Annotated in this window: 17 protein-coding genes; 2 read left to right on the plus strand and 15 right to left on the minus strand. The window is 44.6% G+C overall.

The genetic code is table 11. The features are described from left to right. Window positions 1-19 precede the first annotated feature (19 nt). From tssG to R2S67_RS05190, 13 genes are all read right to left on the minus strand, one after another. Window positions 20-1,018 carry a type VI secretion system baseplate subunit TssG gene (gene tssG / locus R2S67_RS05130; RefSeq protein ID WP_317342676.1) on the minus strand — a complete coding sequence of 333 codons (999 nt, stop codon included), beginning with the start codon at window positions 1,016-1,018 and terminating at the stop codon, window positions 20-22. Continuing rightward, window positions 1,015-2,763: a type VI secretion system baseplate subunit TssF gene (tssF, locus tag R2S67_RS05135; protein ID WP_005392633.1), complete on the minus strand. Its 1,749-nt coding sequence runs from the start codon at window positions 2,761-2,763 to the stop codon at window positions 1,015-1,017. Before tssF ends, tssG begins: the two co-directional genes overlap by 4 nt. Before the next feature lie 10 nt (window positions 2,764-2,773). Further along, a complete protein-coding gene (gene tssE / locus R2S67_RS05140; RefSeq protein WP_005392634.1) occupies window positions 2,774-3,184 on the minus strand; it encodes a type VI secretion system baseplate subunit TssE in 411 nt (136 codons plus the stop codon). A 61-nt stretch (window positions 3,185-3,245) separates the two neighbouring features. After that, window positions 3,246-4,721, minus strand: a complete 1,476-nt coding sequence (tssC, locus tag R2S67_RS05145) for a type VI secretion system contractile sheath large subunit (RefSeq protein ID WP_317342679.1) — start codon at window positions 4,719-4,721, stop codon at window positions 3,246-3,248. 8 nt (window positions 4,722-4,729) lie between these two features. Next, on the minus strand, window positions 4,730-5,236 hold the full coding sequence (gene tssB / locus R2S67_RS05150; protein ID WP_005392637.1) for a type VI secretion system contractile sheath small subunit: 507 nt from the start codon (window positions 5,234-5,236) through the stop codon (window positions 4,730-4,732). Window positions 5,237-5,262: 26 nt separating this feature from the next. Continuing rightward, window positions 5,263-6,831 (minus strand): type VI secretion system protein TssA, encoded by a 1,569-nt coding sequence (gene tssA, locus R2S67_RS05155; protein WP_317342682.1) that lies wholly within the window; start codon window positions 6,829-6,831, stop codon window positions 5,263-5,265. Then, a complete protein-coding gene (locus tag R2S67_RS05160) occupies window positions 6,818-8,818 on the minus strand; it encodes a serine/threonine protein kinase (RefSeq protein WP_139060630.1) in 2,001 nt (666 codons plus the stop codon). The genes tssA and R2S67_RS05160 overlap by 14 nt, the downstream gene beginning before the upstream one ends. Window positions 8,819-9,055: 237 nt before the next feature. Further along, window positions 9,056-10,000 carry a hypothetical protein gene (locus R2S67_RS05165; protein WP_317342685.1) on the minus strand — a complete coding sequence of 315 codons (945 nt, stop codon included), beginning with the start codon at window positions 9,998-10,000 and terminating at the stop codon, window positions 9,056-9,058. Next, window positions 9,993-10,985, minus strand: a complete 993-nt coding sequence (locus R2S67_RS05170) for a DUF2169 domain-containing protein (RefSeq protein ID WP_317342687.1) — start codon at window positions 10,983-10,985, stop codon at window positions 9,993-9,995. Before R2S67_RS05170 ends, R2S67_RS05165 begins: the two co-directional genes overlap by 8 nt. Next, window positions 10,966-12,285 (minus strand): hypothetical protein, encoded by a 1,320-nt coding sequence (locus R2S67_RS05175; protein ID WP_048624892.1) that lies wholly within the window; start codon window positions 12,283-12,285, stop codon window positions 10,966-10,968. Before R2S67_RS05175 ends, R2S67_RS05170 begins: the two co-directional genes overlap by 20 nt. 111 nt (window positions 12,286-12,396) lie before the next feature. Continuing rightward, on the minus strand, window positions 12,397-12,879 hold the full coding sequence (locus tag R2S67_RS05180; protein WP_006741097.1) for a hypothetical protein: 483 nt from the start codon (window positions 12,877-12,879) through the stop codon (window positions 12,397-12,399). A gap of 2 nt (window positions 12,880-12,881) precedes the next feature. Beyond that, window positions 12,882-14,960 carry a type VI secretion system tip protein VgrG gene (gene tssI, locus R2S67_RS05185; RefSeq protein ID WP_317342691.1) on the minus strand — a complete coding sequence of 693 codons (2,079 nt, stop codon included), beginning with the start codon at window positions 14,958-14,960 and terminating at the stop codon, window positions 12,882-12,884. Between the two features lie 72 nt (window positions 14,961-15,032). Beyond that, a complete protein-coding gene (locus R2S67_RS05190) occupies window positions 15,033-15,551 on the minus strand; it encodes an Hcp family type VI secretion system effector (protein ID WP_005373415.1) in 519 nt (172 codons plus the stop codon). 456 nt (window positions 15,552-16,007) lie between these two features. On the opposite strand from R2S67_RS05190, the gene tssH reads away from it, so the two are divergent. Continuing rightward, window positions 16,008-18,686: a type VI secretion system ATPase TssH gene (gene tssH, locus R2S67_RS05195; RefSeq protein WP_258432236.1), complete on the plus strand. Its 2,679-nt coding sequence runs from the start codon at window positions 16,008-16,010 to the stop codon at window positions 18,684-18,686. Further along, window positions 18,673-20,304: a sigma-54-dependent Fis family transcriptional regulator gene (locus R2S67_RS05200; protein WP_317342694.1), complete on the plus strand. Its 1,632-nt coding sequence runs from the start codon at window positions 18,673-18,675 to the stop codon at window positions 20,302-20,304. Before tssH ends, R2S67_RS05200 begins: the two co-directional genes overlap by 14 nt. A 79-nt stretch (window positions 20,305-20,383) precedes the next feature. Here the strand turns inward: R2S67_RS05200 and R2S67_RS05205 are convergent, their stop codons facing one another. After that, the gene (locus tag R2S67_RS05205) at window positions 20,384-25,123 is read right to left on the minus strand and encodes an OmpA family protein (protein WP_317342697.1); all 4,740 of its coding nucleotides are present in this window, start codon (window positions 25,121-25,123) and stop codon (window positions 20,384-20,386) included. Next, entirely contained in the window at window positions 25,123-26,199 is a 1,077-nt protein-coding gene (locus R2S67_RS05210) for a hypothetical protein (RefSeq protein WP_317342699.1), read from the minus strand. Before R2S67_RS05210 ends, R2S67_RS05205 begins: the two co-directional genes overlap by 1 nt.

Consider the following 26,199-nt stretch of genomic DNA (forward strand, 5'->3'; position numbering starts at 1 on the left):
CGCTCGTAGAGCGGCTTTCTTATATGCTTCCGATGACTCGGATTTTGGCATCTTTATCACTTGGGTTACCTAACCAGAATGTTTGTCCTAAGTGGTTCCCTTCCCCATTACCTAGCTTATTCTCTGGTATACTATCTAAGTTAACTGTCAACTTTAAGTCCCACGACATCGGGTCACGCAAAATGAAACGCATTAGGCCGACCAGTGTTTTGTGTAACTCACCATCGTAGGAAAACTGCTTAAATGTTTCAAAATTGATGCTGTCGATGCAGAGATTAAATTTGCCGTTTAAGTCCGCAATGCTTTGTCCTAAGTGCAAATTTTGCCCTAATATGCAATTAGCACGGTTGAGTTTATTCCGTTGGCTTTCTGCGATTTCTACGCGGCGATATACCCACTCTTCAATGCGCACGCTAGGCAACGAGAAGTAATGCGAAACAATACCGGAAATCAGCTTCGGCGAACGCGTACGCGTAGAAAGTTGGTTTACATAAGACAGTATTTTCGCTCGATCTAACTCTGCGACCTTACTATCTTGCATTACGCTAGATAGGCCTGCCAAGTGCAGAATACGTCCAGAGAAGGCATCACTTGCCCCGCTTTGGTACTGCACGTGATATCGGTATTTCTTCCAAACCCGATACAACAAACTGGTGTACCGATTATGGAAAAAATCAAAGAAATCTTTTACCGGATTGTCTTCAGGATCTCGCCCTGCCAGTTTCTCAGTATAAGAAGCAGGAAGTGGTGAGCTTGACCCATGCAAGCCAAGAAAGTTAGTTTCGACTCTAGAATACTGCTGGCCATTTCTCTCCATATGAGCAATAAAGTCCATATCGCTCTTTGGAAAAGATAAGTTTGGCGAAACGCTGAACTCAATACGTTCTTGGTGGAAGTACTTGTTCTCACCGACGGCGACAAAGTTAGAGTTCGGCTCTAGTTGATAATGCTTCTCTAGCAGCAAGACTGCTTGATAGAAACTAAACTCATTCGACTTATCAGAAAGTGTATTAATCATAGTATCGTCTGCTGTCCGATAAGACTTGCCCAGTTATAAACCTCGCCTGTCGCTTCATCAAACACTTCCAGTTCGGTAAAGGAGTTCACACTCGAGTACAAACGGATGAATTCGTTAAGCACCGTCGCCATCAAGAACATGTCGCCTTCATTGACAAAAAATTTGGAATTGGTGACCAACTTAAACTGATTGCCGCGTACCGAAACGCCACGAAACACACGGTCGATTGGTTTCATTTCCGAAGAGATAACCCCATCAAGCCGATGAATGGATGCACGGTGCGCTTGTCTGTCAACACGAGAGTGGAAATCATAGGTAGAGAGAAGCACTTTAAGTACATCAATATTTGCCAGCGATAAGTAGTTGAGTGACATATTCGCAATTAGCTGCCACTGAAGCTCACCATTCACTTGCGGACTGACCGATTGAGTGGGCTTGGTAATATTCCTAAACGTCGCATAGGTCGGTGATTTATGGGTCGCGTAAGTGATGTCCCCCACTGACAAACGTTCCGCCAAATCTGCGTTACTACATTGCAGTTTCATGAGTACCGTTTCTGTCCCCAGTTCCGCAATGTCCCCATTATGAGTATGAAATGATATGTAGCGCTCAAGACCTCTACCGCTTACACGCTCAGCGACTTTAGATTTGTAAAACTCGCGCTTATCTCGTTGGTTAATTTGATGCTCAAATGATTCAAATTCAATCAGAGACTTTCGACGACGCTCGTCTTTACTCCAGCTTTCCACTTGCTCAATGGAATAGACTTCGTAATGCTCCTGAGTGTTGCTTTGCGGACGTACCTTGTACTCGTTACGTCGGTGCTCTAAACGAATTGGATCGCCATCTTTTTCAAATAAATTAACGGCAGGCGTACAGTGCAATTTCAAGTGCTTATCTTTAAGCACCACTTCTGACGGTAATGCACGCTTAAAGTGGAATTTGATTTTGACCGTGCTACGTTGTGGAATGCCTTTTAGCCACTCTAAGCCTTTAATGTCGAAGAACATGAACTTATCTGGCAAAGAGAAGAATTCTTGCAGCAAACGGTAGCCTGCAAATGAATTTTTGCTGTAAGGCAGGAGCGCTTCGTTCTCTTCATGCCCAACTGGCTTAACGTATTCTGGCCCTAAGCGATGTTTGTAACCACCACCAACATCTAATTCGACATAATCTAGGTAACGGAACAGCCATAAGAAGACAGTTCGAGTAATATGAATCTCGCCATGCAGGTGTAATCGCAGCGTGTCTAAACCGATCCGAGACAGTTCAAGACCATGCTCCGTCGATAAAGTCACATCAATCATCGAACTGGTGCGGCTGTTGGTCTGTTCGATGTTAGTGATCGTAATTGGGTACAGATTGACGTCGTAACAAGTACGGAACAAACATTGCGTGCCCTCTACCTGTTCACTCGCCATTTCTGCGCCACGTTTCACCACAGTTTTCTCAGTAACACTTCCGGTATGCGGTTTTAGTTCGCTAATGCACAAAGACGGAATCGAACGCATGTAATGTGGCCACAGCAAAGTCATCAGAGATTGCGTCAGCTCAGGCAGTTCATCATCAATCTTCTCGCGGATTCGACCTGTCAGAAAGGCAAAACCTTCGAGCAGTCGTTCGACATCTGGGTCAAAGGTTCCCTCAGAGAGAAAGTGAGTTAACTTCGGATGATATTTGGCAAACTCACTACCCGACTCACGCAAATACGTGAGTTCATCTTGAAAGTATTTACTGTTACTCAAGTGGCACCTACTAAACGTTAAATTGGCCGTCGGTTCCCATGTAGACGTCTATCGACATTGGGACTTTACCGCCGTTATGGGAAACTTCGCCGCGAATACCAAAGCCGAGTTGTAGCGGGTTATGGTGATCTTCACGGTAATTAACCTCGACATTCAACAGTCGCGGTTCAAAGCGCTCTATGGTTGACGTGATATTTTTTTGAATGTGGCGAACTAGGTTCGTGTTGTTAGAAAGTACGTCATTAAAATCTGGTAAACCATACTCATTGTCGATCATTGCATTCCCAGAATGGGTATTCAGCAAGTCTGCGAGATGAGAATGAATAGATTCAATCAAATGCTTGTGAGAAACGACTTTCTCGTAACAGTTTTTGGGTTCACCAAGCTCAATCCGCTCTAAAAGGCGATAACCTTTTTCCATCTTCACTCCTACGAAAAAAGCAGCCAGTCTTTACTGGCTGCTTTATGGTTTCAGCAATGGGTTATTGGTCTAACTTACCAACTAGAGACAAGTCGAAGCTTGCACCCATGTACTTGAAGTGAGGACGTACAGACATTGATACTTTGTACCAACCTGGGTCGCCTTCTACGTCTGATACTTCAACCTTAGCAGCACGTAGTGGACGACGACCACGGACTTCTGCTGGCGGATTTTCCTGGTCAGAAACGTATTGACGAATCCACTTGTTCAGTTCAATTTCTAGGTCTGAACGCTCTTTCCACGAACCAATTTGCTCACGCTGTAGCACTTTGATGTAGTGTGCTAGACGGTTGATGATGAACAGGTAAGGAAGCTGAGTACCTAGCTTGTAGTTCATCTCTGCTTGTTTGCCTTCTGGCGTGTTCGCAAACACTTTCGGTTTTTGAACTGAGTTTGCAGAGAAGAACGCCGCATTGTCAGAACCCTTGCGCATGGTTAGCGCAATGAAGCCTTCTTCTGCTAGCTCGTACTCACGACGGTCAGAGACAAGAATCTCAGTTGGGATCTTAGTTTCGATTTGACCCATGGCTTCAAAGTTGTAAACCGGTAAGTCATGCACAGTACCACCGCTTTGAGGACCAATGATGTTTGGACACCAACGGTACTTAGCGAAAGACTCACTAATTTTTGATGCCATCGCGTACGCAGAGTTACCCCATAGGTAGTTGTCATGGCTGTCTGTTACTTGCTCATCGTAGTCAAACGCCTTAATTGGGTTATCTTCTACAGAGTAAGGTGTACGTAGCATAAAGCGAGACGTACATAGACCTAGGTAACGTGCATCTTCGTGTTCACGTAGACTACGCCATTTAGTATATTGTGGGCCTTCAAATACTGACTTAAGATCTTTTAGATTCGGTAGCTCTTCATAGCTATCTAAACCAAAGAACTTCGCAGACGCCGATGTAATAAATGGTGCATGAGACATTGCACCCACGTTTGCCATGTACTCCATCAGTTTGATGTCTGGAGACGAAGCCGACATATCGTAGTCACAAATGACTGCGCCAACAGGTTTACCACCAAATTGGCCATATTCACGCGTATAGATTTGTTTGTACAAACCAGACTTCACCACTTCTGGTGCGTCTTCGAAGTCATCAAGAACTTCATCTTTCTTTGCAGAGATCAATTCAATTTGAATGTTCTCACGGAAGTCAGTGTGGTCAACCAGGTACTTAAGGCCACGCCACGTTGATTCAATCGCTTGAACTTCTTCGTTGTGAAGAATTGCATCAACTTGCTTAGACAGTTTTTGGTCAATTTCTGAGATCATCAGATCAACTAAAGACTGATCCACTTTCTCTGTGTTCGAGCTGCTTAGTAGCTCACTGATGAATGCTTCTACGCCGCGTTTTGCAACATCAAAACCTTCATCACTTGGCTTTAAACGAGTTTCGTTAAGAATGCTATCCAGAAGTGAGCCTGATTCAACTAAGGCTGCTTCTTGTTCTGGCGCTTGTGCTTCTGCAGACATGATATCCCTTACTCTTCTTTCGCGTCTTGGTCGTTACCAATGCTTAGTTCATCCAACAGTTTCTTTCTCGCGTCTTCATCTTGAAGTACTGATGCGATCTTCTTGCGGAATGCAGGAACATTACCTAGAGGGCCTTTCAGCGCCACCAAGGCTTCGCGAAGCTCAAGTAGGCTGTTTAATTCAGGTACACTTTTCGCGATCGCTTCTGGAGAGAAGTCCTTCATGTTTTGGAACGTTAGATCAACACCGATTTGGCCGCCTTCTTCATCAGAAAGACGGTTTTCAACGTTCACTTTAACGTTTGGAGACATGCCTTCTAGCACTTCGTTAAAGTTGTCTTTATCGATATTGATTGGAGTGCGTTCTTCAATTGGCGTCTCATCTGCACGTGCAGTAAAGTCGCCAACCACCATCATGCTTAGCGGCAGTTCTACGTCTTCTTGCGTATCGCCAGTTGCTGGAACATAACGGATATTAATTCGCTCTTTAGGAGCCACCGAGCCGTCACGTGACATAATTCGTTCCTTATCTAACTCTTTAATTAGTCATAAATTGCTTTCCACTCTTCATACTTCTCAGGTAAAAGATCCTTACTTCTGAATAACTGATGGAGTGTTTTTCGAATCAGGTCTTCTAACTGCGACGATAAGTGGGGTTCCCAGCTCGCGAGATTAAACGCATTTTGTACTTCCCACCCCTTCTCAAGATACGGCAAACACAACGGGTATAATCCAACAGACTGGTAAGCTGCTATCAATTGTAAATACAGCATGAACTGTCCACGCCCTGAGCCATCCAGCTCAAGCTTGCGGGCGAGTTCTGCGGCATATTCCCCTAGATTTTCTAGAGTGATATCCTCCACCAGCAATGAATCTTCTTCAGCGATCACAACCGTCTGTACGACAGTTTGTGCTGCCGATGAAGTAGCATCTTGAGTAGACAACCAACTCAATGTTGCTTCATCTGCAAATGGTATAGAATTCTTAAAAGAGAGGCGTTCGATGCCCTCCAGTGACTCAACAAACCGCTTTACTTCTTGTTTCACGGCAAGTGCTGCGTCATCAAAACCTAAGTTAGTGAGCATCAAATACACGAAATGGTGGCCTGTGAGCCAAAATGGCGCGTCAGTTAGCGTGCGCTCCAAACGTTTAATCGTGTCGATGTCACTTTCCTGATTGGCTTTGTCGCGGTATTCCGCTTGTTGATCGGACGATACCGCCAAGCTCAATGGCGTTTGATCGTTTTGGTGGTCAGGTAGACCATCAATGTCATCCCAAGTCAGATGACGATAAATTCGGTAAGCCAGCGGATCACTTGGATTCGCATGAAGCATGACTTCCGCGACTTTTTTTAACGTGCGTTTTGAAGCCGTAGGCGATGAGAAATCCGTATCGACATCGACTTCTTTTGCTACGGCTTTCTTAACTGGCGCAGGTTTAGGGGCCGGCGGAACCGTCTTCGCTGAAGCGGTTTGAGCGTCGCTCTGTGCTGGCGTTTCTACCGCGGCAGGCTGCGTAGCTGGTGCCGCTTGTTCGATGGTAGCTATTGCGTCATCGCTCTGGTCATCGGCAGCTGCTTGTTGAGATAAAACATTGAGCTGCGTGCGAATCTCAAAGAAGTCAGCTTCGGAATCTTGGTAAACATCGTCGTACTGACGCTGCACTTCTTCAATCGCCGAAATACAGCCTGAAACTAATTCCCAAGATTGCGCACTGTCCGCAAGCTTAGTGCTCATCAATTTAAATTGATGGTTCAACCACTCCACCGCACCGTCTCTACCGCGTTTCCGTGACGGGTAAAGATCATTACCGAAGCAAGATAACGCCTCATTAAGCAGCTTCAGACCTTGCTCAAAACCTTTGAGCCCGGATTCCTCTGCAAGCGCTCGTACTAAATAGCAAAGTGCTTTTAAATCTTTACTATGATGCTCGAGCACTTCAATCGCATTGGTTTTTACTACATTCCAGTCGACTGTTTCGCCAAATAGAGAACCGAACTTTTTTACCTCGGCTTCCATCATTTCATAGCAAAACTCGTAACGAGCATCGTTACCCGCAGGAGATTCATCAGAAATCGGTTTAAGAAGGTGATCAGTATCAATGTTGGACAAAATTCGCATCTCCTTCAGTCAAGTAGTCTCTCAATGCACGGGCTACGGCAATGGCACCATTTGCAGGCTTAGAAAACTGATGACTCTGATTAATCGCATCCGACGCCATGCTATCTAGAATTTTTGTGATTTCTGTAAATTTTCTTGGCGCATTTCGTTCTAAATCAGCAAGGGACTCATGCAATTTCTGTTTGTCGAAAATGGATTGCTCCATCACCGTACTAAACAGAATAAATTCGCTTCTTGCGATGATTAAGTCTGTTATTTTTTTTTCTAGTTCTGGCGTATTACCGAAGTAGGCTTTGGCTAATTCAGCTTCTTCAATCGCTTTGGTATAAAAGTGCGCTTCTGCATGTTTATCAATGGAGTCATTAATATTTTCCATTACTCTCTTTGGTAAGATTTGGCTATAGAAATATGCCTGTGACTGGTTTAATAACCATGCTTCTTTCACTTCTTCTTCTGCGAGCTTAGCTTCACCGCTTAAAATTAAGCGAGCAATCTGCTTATCTCGACTGCCAGCTATGGCAGATACTTTCATGGAATCGATAGAAGCGACATTTAACCCAGACATCACTTTAGTCAGTGTTTCGTCCGCATAGGGAAACAATGCACCATCACGAACGAGTTCCTCTCGCAACGTGACAAGCTCCTTACGTAAATCCACTAATGTCTGTGGTAGTCCATCAGCTAAAGCTTGGTAAGACTTCAACTGAGTCTGTTTTTCATTATATAAACCCGAAAGGCTTAGTTGCTGAACTCGATACGCTTCTCGGTAGGCTTCAGTCGTATCAACGCCCTGCTCAGTTTTTGCTAATACTTCTTTGATTTTCCATGGCGGCTCAGCCAAAAAAGAAGCAGTATCTGTGGGCGTGATTGTGTGACTTAAAGGTGTCGTTTCTTTGGCAAAAATAGCATCCAATGCATCCGAATTTTGCTGATACAAATAACTTCCTGTCATTGCCACCACACTCAACACTAAACTCGCCTCCAATAGTTTGAAGCGTCCGTACGCTGTTTTATCATTCGACTTACAGTGTGTAAGCAGAAGATCCGCATTACGCAAGCTACTGAAAATTGGTGCGTTAGAATTTGAGTTAATCGATTGAGTATCGATTCGTGCTAACTGCTGGGCGAAAGAAATAGCGGTATAGCCATGCCCTCTTGGTTTATTGATGACTTGTTTCAACAACTTCCAAATATGAGCCGGGATCAATGCAGGACGCTTTCGGTCTTTTAATTGTTTATTCCAAGTATCACCAAATATTGAACCCAAAAATAAATGTCCAGCGAGCAAAGCAAGGGAGTAAACATCATCTTGCGGTTCCGCGATGCCAGTTTCGATATAAAGAGGTGAAGCGTAGTTCAAGCTTGCTTCTGCGTAAGGTTCCGTTTCTCCAATATAACGAGCAGCACCGAAATCGATGAGTTTAACGTAATCGCCTTCACTCACTAGTACGTTGGATGGCTTAATATCAAGATGGCAGATGCCTCTTGTGTGCATAAACTCTAAGGCACCAGCGAGTTGATATACCAACCAAGCGATATGGTCGTGGCGGAAACCTTTAGAAGAGTGGCGCTCCATCTTTTCTGCGAGTGATTCACCTTGGATCCACTCGTACATCAAATATGGGCGTTCGAATTCGTTGCCGATTTTTATGAAGTTAGCCACGCTCGGATGTTGGGAAAGCTCTAATCGACTCGCTTCGTTAACCAACATTTTGCTCGCAAATTCTGGCGAGTCATCATTGATAACTTTGCAACAGATCTGCTTTTCTGGCTGCCCTTTTTTTGCAAGATGGTAAACCGTTGTCTTACCATTTTTAGAAGGAAGCTTGTCTAATACATCAAACTGTGAAAAAAGCACGTACTCAAGCTTCGGCTTATTTTTTTCTGCTAGCCTTTGCTCATTCAGTTTCTTTTTCTCAATAGCTTTCACAACCAACTGATCGATATATCCTTTGGCTGTACTCTGATTATTAGACACTTAGTACTCTTTCATAGAATAAATATTATTAGAGTTGAATAATATTTTCTTGAACGTACTTGTATCAAGGTTGGTATTTAAAACAAACAGTAAGCCTATTATTTTAGTTATTATTACTAACTTATTAGAGTTTTTTACTTACGCTTTCACTGCATGAGTTATACGCTTTTTCATGTTACAAACGTTAACCTAATAATATGAGTGTATTTTCATTGCCATTTGATCGATGAGTGCCTACTAACATTGCAGCAACTGGAGAATCCCCTTGTCACCATGAAAGTCAAACATTAACAACGTGGTTGGTTGCCTAAAATGGTGATCTCTGACCGCAAAGGCGATTAAGGCTAGAGAAGAGCAACTGCCCAACGTGCCCCACAATTCGTTAATAAGCTGCGGTTGTTCTGGGTTCGTGAATCGTTCTGCTTTAGCCCCCAGAGCAAAGCCGTAATCTTCCGAGTGCATGCGAAGGTTCGTCATATCGGAATACACTTCACCAAATGAATCGAGCTTTTTACTCGCACGTTGAACAAGTCGAAACATGCCTCTTCGGTCTGAAGTGTTTAATTCCGTATCAATGTAGCCAAGCTGCGCTTGAGGCTTAAGTTTCAATGTCTCTATGGTATTTCTGCGACAAAGAATTAAACCTGCCCCACCCTCGCTCGGAATAACGCCCCATGGATTATTCGTACTCATTACCATCGCATCGTCGATGAGTGTTTGCATCGAATTCACCAAGGAATCGACACTGATACACATCATGGCATCATATTTATCCAATGATTTCATGGCCTGGAGAACGAAACTAGGCCCACTGGCATGAACTGCATTCACCACAGAGAGAAAGTCAGCGTAGTGACTTTCACCAAGCCATTCTTGCACCTTTATTAGTGAAACAGACGCAGGCACCGCTATAAGCAAAGGTATTGGTCTCAATGAACGTGGTAACTGCGCTAACAATGAATCAAGCAAGTGGGTTATTAACTCACACGTTTTCTCAAACTGCTCAATTTCTTTGGTGTATTCGATTTTTGCGTAAGTAAAACGCTCGATACCATCATCCCCTACACATTGGTCGAATCTTCCTAAATCAGCATACGAAACTGCACTGGCAATATCTAAATTCATACCGGTTGGCGTCATCACTTCCATACCTAGCACGTAACGGCCTGTTGAATTATGCATGCTCGCTTACCTCTTCCAACTTAGCGATAGATGTAGACACCAGCAAGTGTTCTTTCCCCTGACAAGGAAACGCGGCGGTGTAACTGATTGATATAGTTTTCTTTTCAGCATCAACGAATAAGGTGTACATCGCCATATCAACTTTATAGCTATCGTTATTAAAAACGGCAGTTGCTCGATATTTCTCTTTAGGAATGCGGAATGAAAGCGTGTCATCATGACAAAAGCCACTCATCATCAAACGCTCTCCTCCACAAAGGAAGCCTTTGCACTGTTGATCAATAGGCGCGCTTTGGAAGAACCGCTTATCAAAATCGAGTGGCAACATTGGCTTGCGGTTCTCAATCCAATCGTCATCGAACGTGCCGGCCAGCTTCTGGCGCGACTCAAAGAACGGAGGGACTGGCCCGAACCCCGCAACGCGTAGTTTTTTCGCGGCGGCACTCCAGTCCTCTCGAGGATAAAAAACCGAGGGTACTTTCTGTTCAAGCAATTCTTTGTTGGAGTCGGCAACCCCACCACCTATTCGGTTACGTAAATCACCGCCTACCGCGCGAGTGTAATCAATGTCTTTTTCAATAAATGGGATGGGATTACTCAGCGTGATACTGCCAGCATGCTCAACCCATACGCGTTCCCCGTGAATAGCGAGAGTCTTATCGATATGACCATCAATCAGCACACGACACTCTTGGTATGTCACTGGCTTTTTCGCGTAGCTGCGCGCTTTGCCGTAAACAAGTACATCTGTGTTTTCTTTGGTATACGCGAACTCGTGGTCAACTTTCATCGCAGAGAAGCCTTCTTCGCCCAAATATTGGGGATCATCGAAGATTTCACTTTCACCTAATTCGTGCCAAACCGCACCATCGAATTGCCATGTGCGTTTGGCGACCACAACCCAGACTTCATCGCCGTTTTCGTCACGTTGAAAACGACCTTTAAGTGATAGCTCAGGGTGCGCCTCAATATCCCATAACTGCATTGCTATTCCTTAAGTTGAATCGTTCGCTCGCAGAAGGTGCGGCCTTTAAATTGTTAAAGTTCCAGTCTTGTTGATGAATCGGCATTGCCATATCCCAAGGCACGTAGGCTCTGGATTGAATACAGAGTTGACGCCATAGCCAATCGCGGAACAGCACATCAACGTTAGCATCTTGCATCGCAGCTAACGTAGACTCGAAGCTCAATGCGTAACCCAAGCGGCTTGGTAGATTTTGGATATATTTTTCATCTTCCACCCACTCATTGAGAAGATCGACGATCTCTTCCCATTCATACTCGACACCAACATCTTGCGGAGTCAGAGGAAGAAGTTTTCCGTAGACGACATACAAGGCTTGAAGCCAAATTTCACCCTCAGCTTCCTCCAGACTTTCCAAGTGCTCGATGATTTGGGGCACCAGTTTCCAATCACCACTCAGCGCAAAATCAACAGGTGCTAATGAAGAAGAGATATCAAACGCCTCAAACTCTTTTAACTCAAGCAACTTGGCATAAGTGAGCACTTGCGCTGATGGTAATCCATTTGGTTCGATGCCAAAGCTCTGACGGAACCAAGTGCCTCTGTCACGTTTGGTAATCAAACGTTCAAATAGATATTGTTCGCTGCCTGCATTGTCATTGAGCCAATCAATCCCCTCTTTCACGTCTTGTAAAGCGAGTAGTGGCAAAGCAACATGAGAGCTAATGATGCTGGCTTTGTTCCAACGCTTGATGAGAGAAACACTTAATGTTTGACGTACACGTAAGCATTCAAAGTAAAACGCACTGGATGTCGCATTACCCTCAATAAGCTCCGAAAGCGTGCTATCCATAGATTCAACCGGAGATTGCACGGCAACGACCATTGCAGTTTTAGCGTCAATATCTTCGAGCAAACTCAAGCCGCACAAAAGGTTATCCAACTCTGAGCCCAACTCGCCCTGTAGCATCAGCCAGCTGTAGATTTCTGGCTCCTGGCCTCTTAACTGATGAATCAACCCCGGTGCTAATCGATAAAACGACAAGTACACTTGCTTCAGTTCTTCAATTTGGCGTTCGATCAGTTTGAGATACTCCAACTCACGACTTGGATAACCCCTTTTGTGAATTTGAACTCGCTGCCTGATTAAAAACCCGATACTTTCAGAAGCAATGGACAGCTTTTCATTACAGAAATCCAGCCATGTTACTGGCAATTGGGAAAGGTCGTTCACAGCGCGCTCAGCTTTTGCTAACGCGCCTTCGACTTCTTGATTGGTTATGGGTGCCTTTAGGTGCTCGACACCGATTCTTTGTCGCATCTAGTTATCCGTTATTAGCGTGCCATAACGCGATTGCAATTAGTTAACTCGAAGTAATTAGCTCACTCGGCGTGACTTGTTAACACAAAACCATTAGCTAACGCGAGGTAATTAGTTAATTGCGATCGTTCCGCCTTGAATTTTTTGTGCTTTTTCTGCTTGAGAAGTGACGTACTTCGCTTTAGTGGTAATTCGTCCATCGCGCCCGCTATAGCGAGTTTCTGTCTCACCACTTTTGACTATCAACTCTTGTTCTGTCTCGATAACCATCTTCTTAGCTCGCAATACAAACTCATCAGAGTCATCCAGAATGGAGAAGAAAATGTCCGTCACAAGAGGCAAGCTTAAGTCGTCGTTCAAAAACTCAATTCGACAACTTAATCGATTGTCGATAGCCATTTGCAGTTCAGAACGACGAAAGCCACGTCCTAGTCTCGCAGTGAGTGGCTGCTTAAATGGGTTACCATCAAAATCAACTCGCACACTGCCCGTAGACTCATTGATAGCCACTATTATTCCAAAACGCGAAAAGCAAGCCGTTGATTCGGCTTGCTGCTCTGATATTACTTCTGTTGTAAGAGGTTGTTTTTCCATTGTTAGTTAACCACTACGTTGCCACCTTTCACGACGACTTTGTCACTGCCTTCGATCGTAATAGCCGAGCCTGATAACTTTATTGAACCATCACTGTTCATCACTAAAGAGGAACCACCCGTTTTCAATACAATCTTGTCGCCACTGATAATTTGCGTCGCACCATCGGCTTTATAAGCGGTGTTACCTTTCACTGATACCGTTAAGTTGCCACCAACCGTCTGGTTATCATCCGCACCAATGTCTGAACTCTTAGATGCACCGATAGTAAGGTTACTATTTTCACCAATATCTAAATCATCATTTTTACCGATCTTAGTCGTACGGTTATCACCAATTTCTAAGTCAGAATTGTTTTTCACATACTGGGCTTCGTTCGCGTTGTATGTTACGGTAACGTCTTGCTCGACTGTCTCGGTAAACGTACTGTTTACTTGTGTCGTTTTATGCCCATGAATGGTTTCTTTATGGTCACCATGAACTTCATTCGTTTGGTGACGTGCAACCTTTAAGAATTCATCTTGACCGATATCACGGTAACGGTTGTTGAGCACCTTGGTAGACATGTCTTTTTGAGCGTGAATATAGACTTCTTCTTGGTTCGCTTCGTCTTCAAAACTCAACTCGTTGTAACCTGTTCCTTTGTGTGTTTGCGTGCGGAACGTGGTACGAGTTTTGTTTTCCGGCAAAGAGTACGGTGGGAAATGCAAACCGTTGTAAACTGCGCCCGTAACTAACGGACGATCTGGATCCCCCTCAAGGAAGGTCACTACGACTTCATGGCCAATACGCGGCAAATAAACTGCGCCCCATGTTGGCGCCGCCATGGATTGGCTTACGCGGATCCAGCAACTTGAGTGTTCATCGTTATCGCCATAGCGATCCCAATGGAACTGTACTTTCACTCGACCAAGTTTGTCGGTGTAAATCTCTTCACCTTCTGGTCCTACAACAACCGCCGTTTGCGGGCCATCCACTACTGGTGCCGCTAGTTTAGGCGCTTTAAATATCACATCACGTGGAATACATGAGAACTGGTTGTAGTAAGTGGTTGGCATACCACTCGCTTCATCTTCATGCACTTGCGGATCTTGCCCAGTGTGCATTACAGACAGCATAAGGTAATCGCGGTTGATCTCGGAGCGCGGATGGTCACTGACGTTAAAGCTGTAACCAGATGCTAAGCGCATTACGTCACTCGTTGCTTCCACTTGTTGGTTATCGACAATGTGTTGCGACATCCATTCCGTGGTTCTCACCTGACCCATCAGTGGGTCAACGTATCGTCCAGGATAATCAAACTGCTTGAGATCTTGGTCTAGCTCACCAGCCTGTGTCATCTCTTGTGGAATTTTAGGGTGTTCGTAGTTGTAATCTGTGTACGTAACCTGTCCCGTTCTAACGCGGTTAACTAACTCGAGATCAGAGATATGCTCGCGATCGGCAACACCCCCACCATCGGCATGATAAACAATCGGCCCAATGTATGAAGCATTTAGTGGCGAGCTTATCAAAGGTGCAATCGCGTCATTACTGTCGACAATGACCATCGTATGATTTGAATCGCTATGGTCAAAGTAATACCACATACCGTGTTCAGCCATCATACGCTGCACGAAGTGCAAGTCAGACTCACGGTATTGCAGAACGTATTCTTTTGGAGGGTAAGTACCCGACACTTCAAATCGGTAATCGGTGACAGCCCCGTCATCGAGTACTTCTGTGATGATGTCTTGCGCTGACTTTTGCTGGAAAATACGACAATCTTGGCGCTGAGATAAGAACCAAGCTTGAGGAACTAAAACTAATTGATAACGCGAAAAACGACGTCCAGTCCCTAAGTAACGAACTTCATTCACCACGCCGTTGAACACACGCGCAGCCCCAACACCTTGTCCGTAAAGTGTCAATGTTCCAGCTTTACGTATTAACTCATCGAACGAGATATCTGGATCAAGTGAAAGTAATGAGAGATTGATGTGGAAAGGCTTAGATAACTCTTCATGAACATGAAAGCTCTCAACCCGAAATTCATGCCCACATCCAGGCACTTCAAATTTAAATTCTACGTCATTCACCATATCTTTTACCTGATACAAATAATCGAATTAGGGCCAACAATCGTTGGCCCTGAATCTTTACGCGACGAGCAATTAAGCTTCGCGTGGAGCACGCCAGTCGTCGTTACCCGCAGTACCACAGTTTTCGTGAGTTACTTCGATCGCACGGTAAGTGAACTTAAGCACTTCTTCTGTCACACGGTCAGCTGTTGCTGCGTCTTGACAGTGGTTCATACGAGTTTGGATATCGACCAGTAGCGCATCAATCAATTTGATTGAGTAGTAGTGCTCTTGTTTACCTTGAACTGAAGTACGGTAGAAGCGGATCACACACTCAGGAAGTTTTTCGCCAGATACTAATGCGTTGAATAGTAGTGGAGATGAGCGATCTTGAACTTTAGTTACAACAAGTGGACGGTGTACACGTTGACCAGTTGGCTGACCACTTTGTGGATCACGTGGAACAGTTAGCACGTGATCAAGTTCTTGTACTAGGAACTCATCAACGTGAGCTTCTTGCCATGTGTTACCTACTGAATCTGCAGAGTAAGTATCTTTAGTAATATGGCCTTGAGTCTCACCTTGGATAGACATATATGCTGGAGTTGGCATCGCTATTTCCTTTTCTAAAATCTGTTTTGTTTAAATCACCAAATCGCTTATCACCGCGACTACTTGGTATAATCAAAGTCCGTGCCAACTTTTAAAGCACAATAAAAACAATGACTTAAATAAATCAAGGCATTATTCACTAATATCTTGAGTACAATTTATTGGATAAAAAACCAAAAAGTTGGATTAAGATAATAATAAATTGTTCTAACTTTAAAAAGTGAAAATAACCATATAAAACTGTGTAAATAAAGTCATTAAAACTAATAAATCCGACACTTTTACTATCAATTAATTTAGAATAACAACGCCATTAAAATAACCACAAACATTAATGTCACAATAATCATTAAAAATAACCAACAAACGATAGTCAAAATATCTTGATAAAAAAAGAACGCAATCACTTTTAGTATAATAGCCGCTACCTCTTTTCCTCTAAAGAATAAAATGGCTATGATAAATATAAACCTTTCTTCATTAATTCAGCGTCTACACCCGATTGCAAAAGTAGCATTAGAAGACGCCGCTGCACTTGCAGTCTCTGAAAAAGCAAACGAAGTTCAAATTGAGCATTATTTACTGAGTCTATTAGAAAGGCCAAATAGTGATTTTGACGTCTTATTAAGTCATTTTGATTGTTCTGAGAACTTATTAAGACAATCGGTTCGATCTACACTCGACACCAACGCCAAAGGAAATGGCAGCAAACCTGTTTTTTCTGCTTTATTAATCGAATGGTTACAAGAAAGCTGGCTGGTTTCTTCTTTAGATCTATCCGAAACACAAATCCGCTCTGGCGCCCTACTCCTTACTCTTGTTAGCAACCCTCTCCGTTACGGCCAACATGGTTACGCCTCTATCCTTGAAGCAGTAAACCCTGATAGCCTTAAACGTAACTTTGCAGAACTAACAAGCCACTCTATTGAGGCGCAAGTTGCTACTTCAGAGAAAACACAAGCTCGTGAAGATGGCTCAGCACTGAGCAAGTTCACAACCGACTTCACTGGTAAAGCACGCAAAGGCGAAATCGATCCTGTTTTCTGCCGCGACCAAGAAATTCGCCAAATCGTAGACATTCTTGCTCGTCGCCGTAAAAACAATCCTATCGCAGTTGGTGAACCGGGCGTTGGTAAAACAGCAGTAGTAGAAGGCTTGGCACTTAAGATTGTACAAGGTGACGTACCAGACAACCTTAAAGGTGTTGAGCTTTACGGGCTAGATATGGGTCTTCTGCAAGCTGGTGCAAGCGTAAAAGGTGAATTCGAAAAACGCCTAAACGCGGTATTGGATGAAGTGAAAAACTCGCCAACCCCTATCATTCTTTTCATCGATGAAGCACACACCCTTGTTGGCGGTGGTAACCAAGCAGGCGGCAGCGACGCGGCAAACTTGCTAAAACCAGCCCTAGCGCGTGGCGAAGTGAAAACCATCGCTGCGACAACATGGTCGGAATACAAGAAGTACTTCGAGAAAGATCCTGCTCTTGCGCGTCGTTTCCAATTGGTGAAACTCGACGAACCGTCTCCTGAACAAGCAGCATTGATCATTCGTGGTCTGCGCCCAGCGTACGAGAAGTCACACAACGTTTACGTGCGTGATGACGCCATCACTGCTGCGGCAGCGCTTTCTGCGCGTTACATCTCTGGCCGTCAACTGCCAGACAAAGCGATCGATGTACTAGATACGGCGTGTGCACGAGTGAACATCAGCCTTAATGCCATTCCTGCTTCTGTTGAGACTCTGCAGCAAGAGCTTGCCGCTCAACAGCGCGAGCTTGAAGCACTTGAGCGTGACGCTCTGCAGCAAACTGGCGACAAGCACAGCCTTGCTAATATTCCAGACCTAAAACTGGCCATGGAAACAACGAAAGAAGAGCTAGCAGAACAAGAAGCCCAATGGCACAAAGAAAAAGAGCAAATCCAAGAGATGATTGCTCTACGCTCTCGCTTGCATGAACTGGTCTTTGGCGAAACAAATGAAGAAGAGCTTGTTGCAGACGAAGATTCGGAACAAGAGCAAGACGTTTCTCCATATGCAGAAATGGATGAAGAAGCCGTTCGCATTGCAATTTCGGCCTGCCAAGAACAGCTAGACGCAATCCGCAATGGCAACCCACTGGTTCACTTTGAAGTGGGTCCAGATGAAGTTAGCCACGTCATCTCGGACTGGACTGGTATTCCTATGGGTAAGATGCTTCAAGACGAAGCAGAAACCACGCTAAAACTGAAAGAAAGCCTAACACAAAGCATCAAAGGCCAAGAATACGCTATCGATGCACTGTCTGAAGGCATTCAAACTGCAAAAGCCGGCCTAGGTAACCCAGACGCACCGACAGGCGTATTCCTGCTGGTTGGCCCAAGTGGTGTGGGTAAAACCGAGACAGCTCGTGCGATTGCTGATCAAATGTTTGGTGGTGAGCGCTTTATGACGACCATTAACATGTCTGAGTTCCAAGAGAAACACACGGTATCTCGCCTAATCGGTTCACCTCCGGGTTACGTAGGTTACGGTGAAGGCGGCATGCTGACAGAAGCGGTACGTCAACGTCCATATTCTGTTGTACTTCTTGATGAAGTGGAAAAAGCCGACCCTGAAGTGTTGAACCTGTTCTACCAAGTGTTCGACAAAGGCACGCTGAACGACGGCGAAGGTCGCACCATCGACTTCAAGAACACGCTGATCATCATGACCAGTAACCTTGCAACGCATGAGATCGAATCTTTGGTTCATCAATCAAAAGACATCGATGCAAACATCATCGCAGAAGCTATCCGCCCTACTTTGAACCAACACTTCAAACCGGCGCTATTGGCACGTATGTCTGTGCTTCCGTTTGTTCCGCTGTCTGATGAAGCAATGACAGAAATTATTCACCACAAGCTGAACAAAGTTTCTCAGCGTCTACAGAGCCATCATAAGTTGTCGCTAAGCTACGAAGAAAGCTTGGTTGAGTTCGTACTAGGTAACTGTCGCCTTGCTGAAACAGGCGCGCGTAATATCGACGCGGTCATCAACCGTCAGTTGCTGCCGCAACTATCGACTCAGCTATTAGTGCATGACAAGGATGATTCACATACGCAAATCGAAGTGTCTGTCGATGAGCAAGGAACACTAACCTATGCGTTCAGCTAACCATAGCGAACTTAGTAACGCCCTACTTGCGATCAGTCAGTCTTTGGCTGATCGCAGCCAGCTTACGCAAACATTGGATGCTGTGTTGACCGCTGCGAGACAAATGACCCTCGCAAAACATGGCATCATTTATGTTTTGGACCAGACTGGCCAGGCGTTGATTCCAAGTACCGCTCACCATAACGATAAAACGATTGTTTCCCACCCTTGGGAAGCATTACAGTTAGACTCAGCCAGTGAGAACGACCCATTTAACTTTGCCATTCGCAATGGTGAAGTGGTATTGATTAACGAGTTGTATAAGTACAACGGCTATGACTGTGACAGCATCTATCAAACTGAGCAGACGCTAGGGCTAAAAAGCGAGAACTTACTGGCTTGGCCTTTGATTGATAGCGAAAGTAAGACCATTGGACTCTTGGTCTTGCTCGATTTAAGTGTTATCGACAATGAGGCTGCATTAACAGAGTTTTGTCGCATGGCGGCGAGTAATATTCGCCAAGCAGTTTGGTTAGAGCAATATGGGCAAGTGATTAAAAGCCTCAGTGCCGATAATCAAGCCCTAGTGCGCGAGAACACTCAGCTCAAAAAACGTACCCAGAAAGCCTATCAAGGTCCTATTGCAGAGAGCGAAGAAATGCTCAATGTCTTGAATCGTCTTGATAAGGTGCTTTCTCTTCCTGTCGACGTTCTGTTGCGTGGTGAAACTGGTGCCGGTAAAGAAGTGATCGCGAAGTACATTCACGAGAACTCTAACCGAGCAGACCAGCCTTTGATCGTTCAAAACTGTGCGGCTATTCCAGAGCAGTTATTGGAATCGGAACTTTTTGGGCATAAGAAAGGCTCATTCACGGGCGCAGACAAAGACAAAGTCGGCCTGTTTGAAGCAGCCAACGGTGGCACGCTATTCCTAGATGAGATTGGCGATATGCCAATGCTATTGCAGGCTAAATTGCTGCGTGTACTACAAGAGCGTAAAGTTCGTCCAATCGGCACCAGCAAAGAGATTGAAGTCGACGTGCGCGTTATCGCCGCTACTCACTGTAATCTTATGCAGCAAATCAAAGATGGCGGATTCCGTGCCGATTTATTCTATCGTTTGAATGTTTTTCCGATTACATTGCCTCCTTTAAGAGCACGCAAGTCGGACATCCTCCCTCTCGCAGAGCACTTCGTGCAACACACCACAAACACGCTAGGTTTACCGCAAGCGCCAGGGTTAAGCGCCAATGTACGTAAACAGCTCCTTGCCTATCAATACCCAGGTAACGTGCGTGAGCTTAAGAACATCATTGAGCGCTCGGTGCTACTGTCCGATTTTGAAACCATTACTCACATTGAGTTTGGCGAACAAATCCCAGAAGATGTGCCAAATATCGACATGAAAGCAGCCTCACCTACCCCAGACCAACCTGCTTACGAGCGGCAGGCACAAGCGGATTTAGAAGACGCTTCAAAGAGCCTTAAGGACGTCGTTAGCCAATACGAGCGTACTGTGATCATCGACTGCTTAAATGCCTGCAATTGGCACACCAAGAAGGCCGCTGAGCAATTGGCGCTGCCAATGAGCACTCTCAACCATAAGATGAAGAAATACGATATTTCTGCAGCTAGTTGATGGGGGTTAAAAAGAAACTTCTAAATTCAGTATGAAGTCATAAGAAAAGAAAAACCGCCCGAAGGCGGTTTTTTGTATGTTACTTTGCCTGTAAAAGAGCGATTTCCGGAGCATTGAGCGAAGACGCTTGTTTCGTTATCCAATTCTCAACATATCCTTTCTGCTCGTTCTGTACCCCTAGGTTTTTCCAGTGTAAGTGATTCGCCTCACTTGTCGCATTTTCCTTTTCAACAGTTTCTATCCATGGCTTACCCGTCATGAAGTCTTTCACCGCAGGAACTTGAAGCTCAAACTTCGGTAGTTCATAACCTTCACTTACATCCATTTGTTCAAATGAAGCCAGCTCAAGTTTGATAGGTTTTAGATCATTACCATCTAAAACATCACCAAAAGGTCTTAAACCATTAACTAGCTTGCCTGTAGGCGACACATAAGAGTACTCAAAGCGAATTATATAAAGGTACTTTTTCTCGCTTGAAGTTAATAAACGGGAGAAATTCGCGTCATTCTGATCAATAAATTGAACGGCGCTTTGCTCCAGACCTGTACGCTTAGTCGCGCCGCTATCGTCAAGCTCTAGATCAAAAACGGTTCTTGTTTCTATTCCGTTATACCCAGTATTTGACTTCTCGGTAACAAGACGAGAACGAATGTTGACTACCCCGGCATAATGCATCACGTCATGTTTAACTGGTCCCTCTTTGATCTGCAGTTTCACCCCACACTCAATGGCGTTGAGTAACATTATATCGTAGTCATCACTCGCACGATCATCCCCCAACACCGCAAAACAAAGTGAGAACCTTTGCTCTTTAGACCAATCAAACTTGTTACTTATCAGTTTATTCGCATTGTCTTCACCCCAAGCAAGATCACCATCAATTTCAATACCAGGCAAAATAATAACGTTGCCATCAATAACCTTCGGTGTACTGTCTCGGGATGACGCAGACTCACTCATGACAAACTCTTCGATCAAAAAGTCAGTGTCTGTGAGTTTCGTCTTTTCCAATGTTCGACCGTTAAAGTTTTTCGCTTCTTGTGCAGGGCTTTGACCATCGATACCAAAGTTAACTTCAGTAATATCTAGAGTGTAGTTTTTATATGTACCCAAGCCCTCTAACTTACCCGCTAGCAAATCATGCCCTCCTAGTGAGAAGACATATCTCATCTGCTCAAAAGCACCGGTGTCTCGAACATATTCAAACACGCTTTGACCTGTAAAGAAGGCTTTCACCTCATCTATGACTTTAACATTTGGGCATAGCGGCTTGATTCCATGGATTAAAAACTCACCAAAGCCATATGTTGGCTCAAATTCAAGACCATACAACTCCTCGACACCTTTACTCTCAAAGTGTTTTTGAATCGCTTTATCAGGGTCTTCGAATTGAGAAGCATCCATTTTTGTAAACAACACATCAAAGGTTGGCCCATGAGAGTCCAAGCCAACAACGGCTGCGCGATAAGCGACCTCCTGTAAAAACAGTGCCTTAGATGAGACATTGTCTTTTAAAACCACCTGTAGTTTCACGCGAGTTTGTGGGCGTAGCTTTCGTCCATTCTGCGCAAATGCCCACTCTACATATGGCGTCCATTTCTCACCGTCTTGAACCAGCAAGCGGCTGAACTCTATATCATCACGGCCAAGTTCTTCTTTAGCTAAGTTGAAGTCGTGACAAAATGCTTTTAGGCCCTCTCGGATAGAAGCACTTTCTTGCAAGGACTCATCTGATTTTCGGTCCAAGAATAGACGTGTCTGTACAGGGAATCCCGTATTAAATGCACCACCTATTTTTTCACCGTAACTCCATTGTAACGAGCTATTGGCATCTGATTTAGAGAACAAACCAGATTTTTTAAAGCGGTTTACCCAGTTCAGGGCCAGTGTATTACCATCATTGACTGGTATTTCCCAGTTATCACTCATGACATACAACTGAATAAACTCGTCAACTCGATAATCCTCAATGAAGTCATCAAAGTCACCCGTCAGGCTCCACTTAGCGCGGAGAAGCGTTAGTAACTCAATCAATGAATTCAAAGCATAAGAGCGCAACAAAAAGCGCTTCAACAATTCATCATGATTCGCCTGTTTTTTGAGAAAGTCAGCTAAGCCAACAGCATCAATGACCTGAGGTTGAAGGTCTTGACTTATCCCCTTATACAGTGAGATAAGCTCTTTATTGATGCTACTGAGTGTTTTTAGCATGCTTTTGTTGTTGTACTGAGCTTTGATCTCCTTAAACGTCGCATCACCAAAAAGGTCGCCATAAAAATCAGTTGCAGCGCCCAAAAGATCTGCCCCCACTTTACCGGCAAAATAATAGGCAGCCACTGGTGCGGCAGGCGTCCAGATTGCGACACTTGCCATTGCATCAACGGCAGCAATAATCAACTTATCTTGAGCTTCCTTTGCCGCAAGCTGATGCCCTTCCCAAATTTGATGCGCGCGATTTAATGCCATCGTTCCCGAGCGGCTCGGTGGTAGGGAAACCGCAAAGTCAGGGATGATCAACCTAACCTCTACACGTCGGTTCACAGCGATATCCGCAGTATCTGATCGGTCGTTAACGTCGGCATAACCTTCGATATCATCAATCAGTTGTGACTTACCCTTAAATTCAATCCACAACCTTGATTCTAGATTCGCTCGTTCTTTTTCGCTTGCTTTGGCAAGGATGGCCTCTTTAACGACATCCGCACGCAATCTGGAAATTTTTAAGTTATTTTCATGCGTTCCTATTGGCCCTGCATGGCCAATAATGGCAACTTGGTAATCAGGGTTTTTGGATAAAAGCTGGCATAATTTTTTACATACTTCTATATAGTCGATATGCAGTACTTGAACTTCGTTCTCAAACTCAGCAGAGTTAAACTTGAAGTTCATTCGAACAACGACCCCTTGACCATCAACAAAGATCTGAGCATTCCCTTCTTTACCAAGCGCTTCCTGCACCGCTTCTGCCTTTTTTTGCCAATGTTCTGGATTATCAAAGCGACGAACAAACGTTAAAGAAGAAAGATAGTTTTCAGAGTATTTGCTTAAAGTTTCTTGCGCTTCTTTCGCATTTTTAATTTGTTCAGAGAACGCCGAATATTGCTCTAACGCTTCCTTGCCACTTGCGATAACTCCAATTGCTGGTAGCGCGCGATTTGTTCCGCTCAAAAAATCACTGCTTAAACGTCCAACGCCACGCATGATTTTTGACTCTGGGCCTGCCGCTTTAAAAGCACGTTTGATATAAGGAATATCGATTACATGCTTTCTAAACACTAACGCTTGTGCTTGTTTCAGCGTTAGCTCTTTACGCGCAAAAACCTTTGCAAGGCTGACGCTCTTTTTAACACCACTGGTGGCGGCAAGTGCCGAATGTAACGCGATACCAGTCATCAGAAATGGAGGTAAAGCCCCTGATTCACTGTTTTCCCATAGCGCCTGCCCGATGGTTTTCGCCATATCCGCAGGTGGGCCAAAAAGCTTAGCACCGTCAATGGAGAGAAAATCACTGCTCAACGATTCGTAGGTTTTGTTGATCGCAGCATGCAAAGATAACGGTGCGACGCCCGGCTTTTGCTTAGTTTGATAGGTTAACCCCTTTGTCGCGTAGTCTGAATAAGATGGCAACTGATTAGGAAATTGTTGGATGAGCGCTTCCTCTAAGGTGATCATGTCACCACACACGCACGCCATTTTGCCAATGCCCGCGGTCTCGATAAACGTCAGCTTTTCATGCAGCTCATAAGTATATACATTCTGCTCCACATCAGTTTTAGGGTGTTTCATAAACTGCTTTGTGACATTGGCCTTCAGTACACTTTCGGGTAACACCTTACGTGTTTCATCGAATGCTAACCACTCGTCTTCCCAAAATTGGATGCGCAACAAATAAAAGCCATCTTCAACTTGGTTTGGATCAAGGTTAAACAATGCACTTGGTAAAACTGCATTACCTTCCGTTTTTGTCGCCCACAAAGGCTCCTTTACCGAGACCGTCCCTTCAGCGATAATTTCTTCAGTTGCATTTTCTATATCACCCGCCTGAATACTTTGAACTGGGCGAATTAACGAAACGTCAGCGCCACCATAAAGCTTGTCTGTGAACAGTACCGCACAACTGTGCATCCTTGGTACAACAAAACCTTTCAGGGGTAGATTTCTTTTTTTCTGACGCTCCAACCAATTATTGTAGCGTTGTTGCTCTGCTGTGAGATCGCCCCCAACATACGAAGGAGCCAGTTGACTCAGGGCAATTTCAGTAAGTTGGAACTGCACCCCAGTTTGGTTTGTTTCGTTAGTCCCATCATCAATGTACTGAGCAAAATGCTTGATGCTTTCAGCAAGGCTCGCCAGATCTTTTGCGCCCCCCGTACTTTCTGGATCATTCTGCGGCGCAATCATCTGCGCCAACAAACGCAATGGCGGAAAGCTTAATTCATAGCTTTTCCCTTTGCTGACCCCTTCCGGTCGGTTGCCTAACTTGAGCACTTCGTAATTGTCGACATCACTCGGCACTGAACTTTCAGAATCGACTTTTTCTCCCGATAAAGGTTGCTTACCCCCTGTTCGCGGTGGCTCACCTAAACCTAACTCGACCAATTTCCCTTCTTTGGTGGTGCCCCATAGCACGGGAACGCCTCCCGATAAGGCATTGACCATCACTGGTGTCAAAGGAATAGGACGAATCTTTCCAGTTAGCTCATCAACCTGCGTTAAATCCGATTTTGTATGCCAATCAAATATTCGGCCTTCATCCGTATCGTAGCCGTGAAATAAAGCACCAAATAGGTAGATCTCATCATCGTAAGTTCTGGCCATTATTCGACCTCCTTAAACCAGTTGCCATGATTTGCAGATAGGTTATATACGATGGCGGGATCTAACGTTCGGCTGTAACCTAGCGGCTCCCAATCCCACGCTTGTTTGGTCTTGCTATCTAGAACTCTCATTCGTGTCATATGTTTATTAACTAATGCGAAACGACTGTTTAAACCAATAGCAAATTGCATCGGGGAGGAAGTAGGTACTTCGCGATTGGCTGTAACATCCATTTTAAAAACACCAGCGCTCATATTCGCTCCCCAAGATACGTCGCCTTCCGGGCTGATCGCAGTCTCATCAGCACGCGCATGTTGAGGCTTTAAGTTCTCTCCCCATCGAGCACTCTGTAACTTTTTACCCGTTTTCTCATCATAAACAACAGTAAACACCTCAGTGACCTTGTAACGCTTCCCATCTTTGATCATACCCGTATCTGTTATGTGCAGATCGGTCTTTTCCGCCTCACCTTTAGCAATGTCCCACTTATACACCGTACGGCCAACCTTACCCGTACGGTAATAAACGTAACTGCTGTCTTCCGCCCATAGGAAACCCGGAATACCTGCTAAACGATGCGGTAAGTCAATCAATTTTTGCTCTTTTAAATCAAAAAGATAAATGTCAGGTCCGGAGTTCAGTGCAACGTAACGATTGTTTGGCGAGCGACTGGTTTTATATCGAGTGCTGGATGCCTTTCCAAGATAGGGTAAATCCGTCACCAAACGTAGGTCCGTACCATCGGTCTTCATACTCCAAACTTTTACACGTCCTTCGTACTCATCGTACATTGCGTCTGGTCCATACCCTTGGTCGTTTGATAAGTTTGCCCAAGTAAACTGAACGCGTGGCAAATCGTAAGAGCTCGCGTCATTTAAATCTTCCCTTGGCCATTCTTTGGCACGATGGATAAAGTAACGAGGAAAGTCACGTTGTTGAAAAGTAGCAAAGTCAGCTTTACGGATCTCGCTCTGTTCCATGGTGTAATAGTTGTGTTCACCAACATAGGTGCGGCCGTCATCTTTACAACCCGCTATCGATAAAGCAGCAAGCAACAGTAATAGTGTTTTTTTCAT

The sequence above is a fragment of the Vibrio sp. T13N genome (assembly GCF_032970445.1).
In the GTDB taxonomy this organism is placed as follows: Bacteria; Pseudomonadota; Gammaproteobacteria; order Enterobacterales; family Vibrionaceae; genus Vibrio; species Vibrio diabolicus.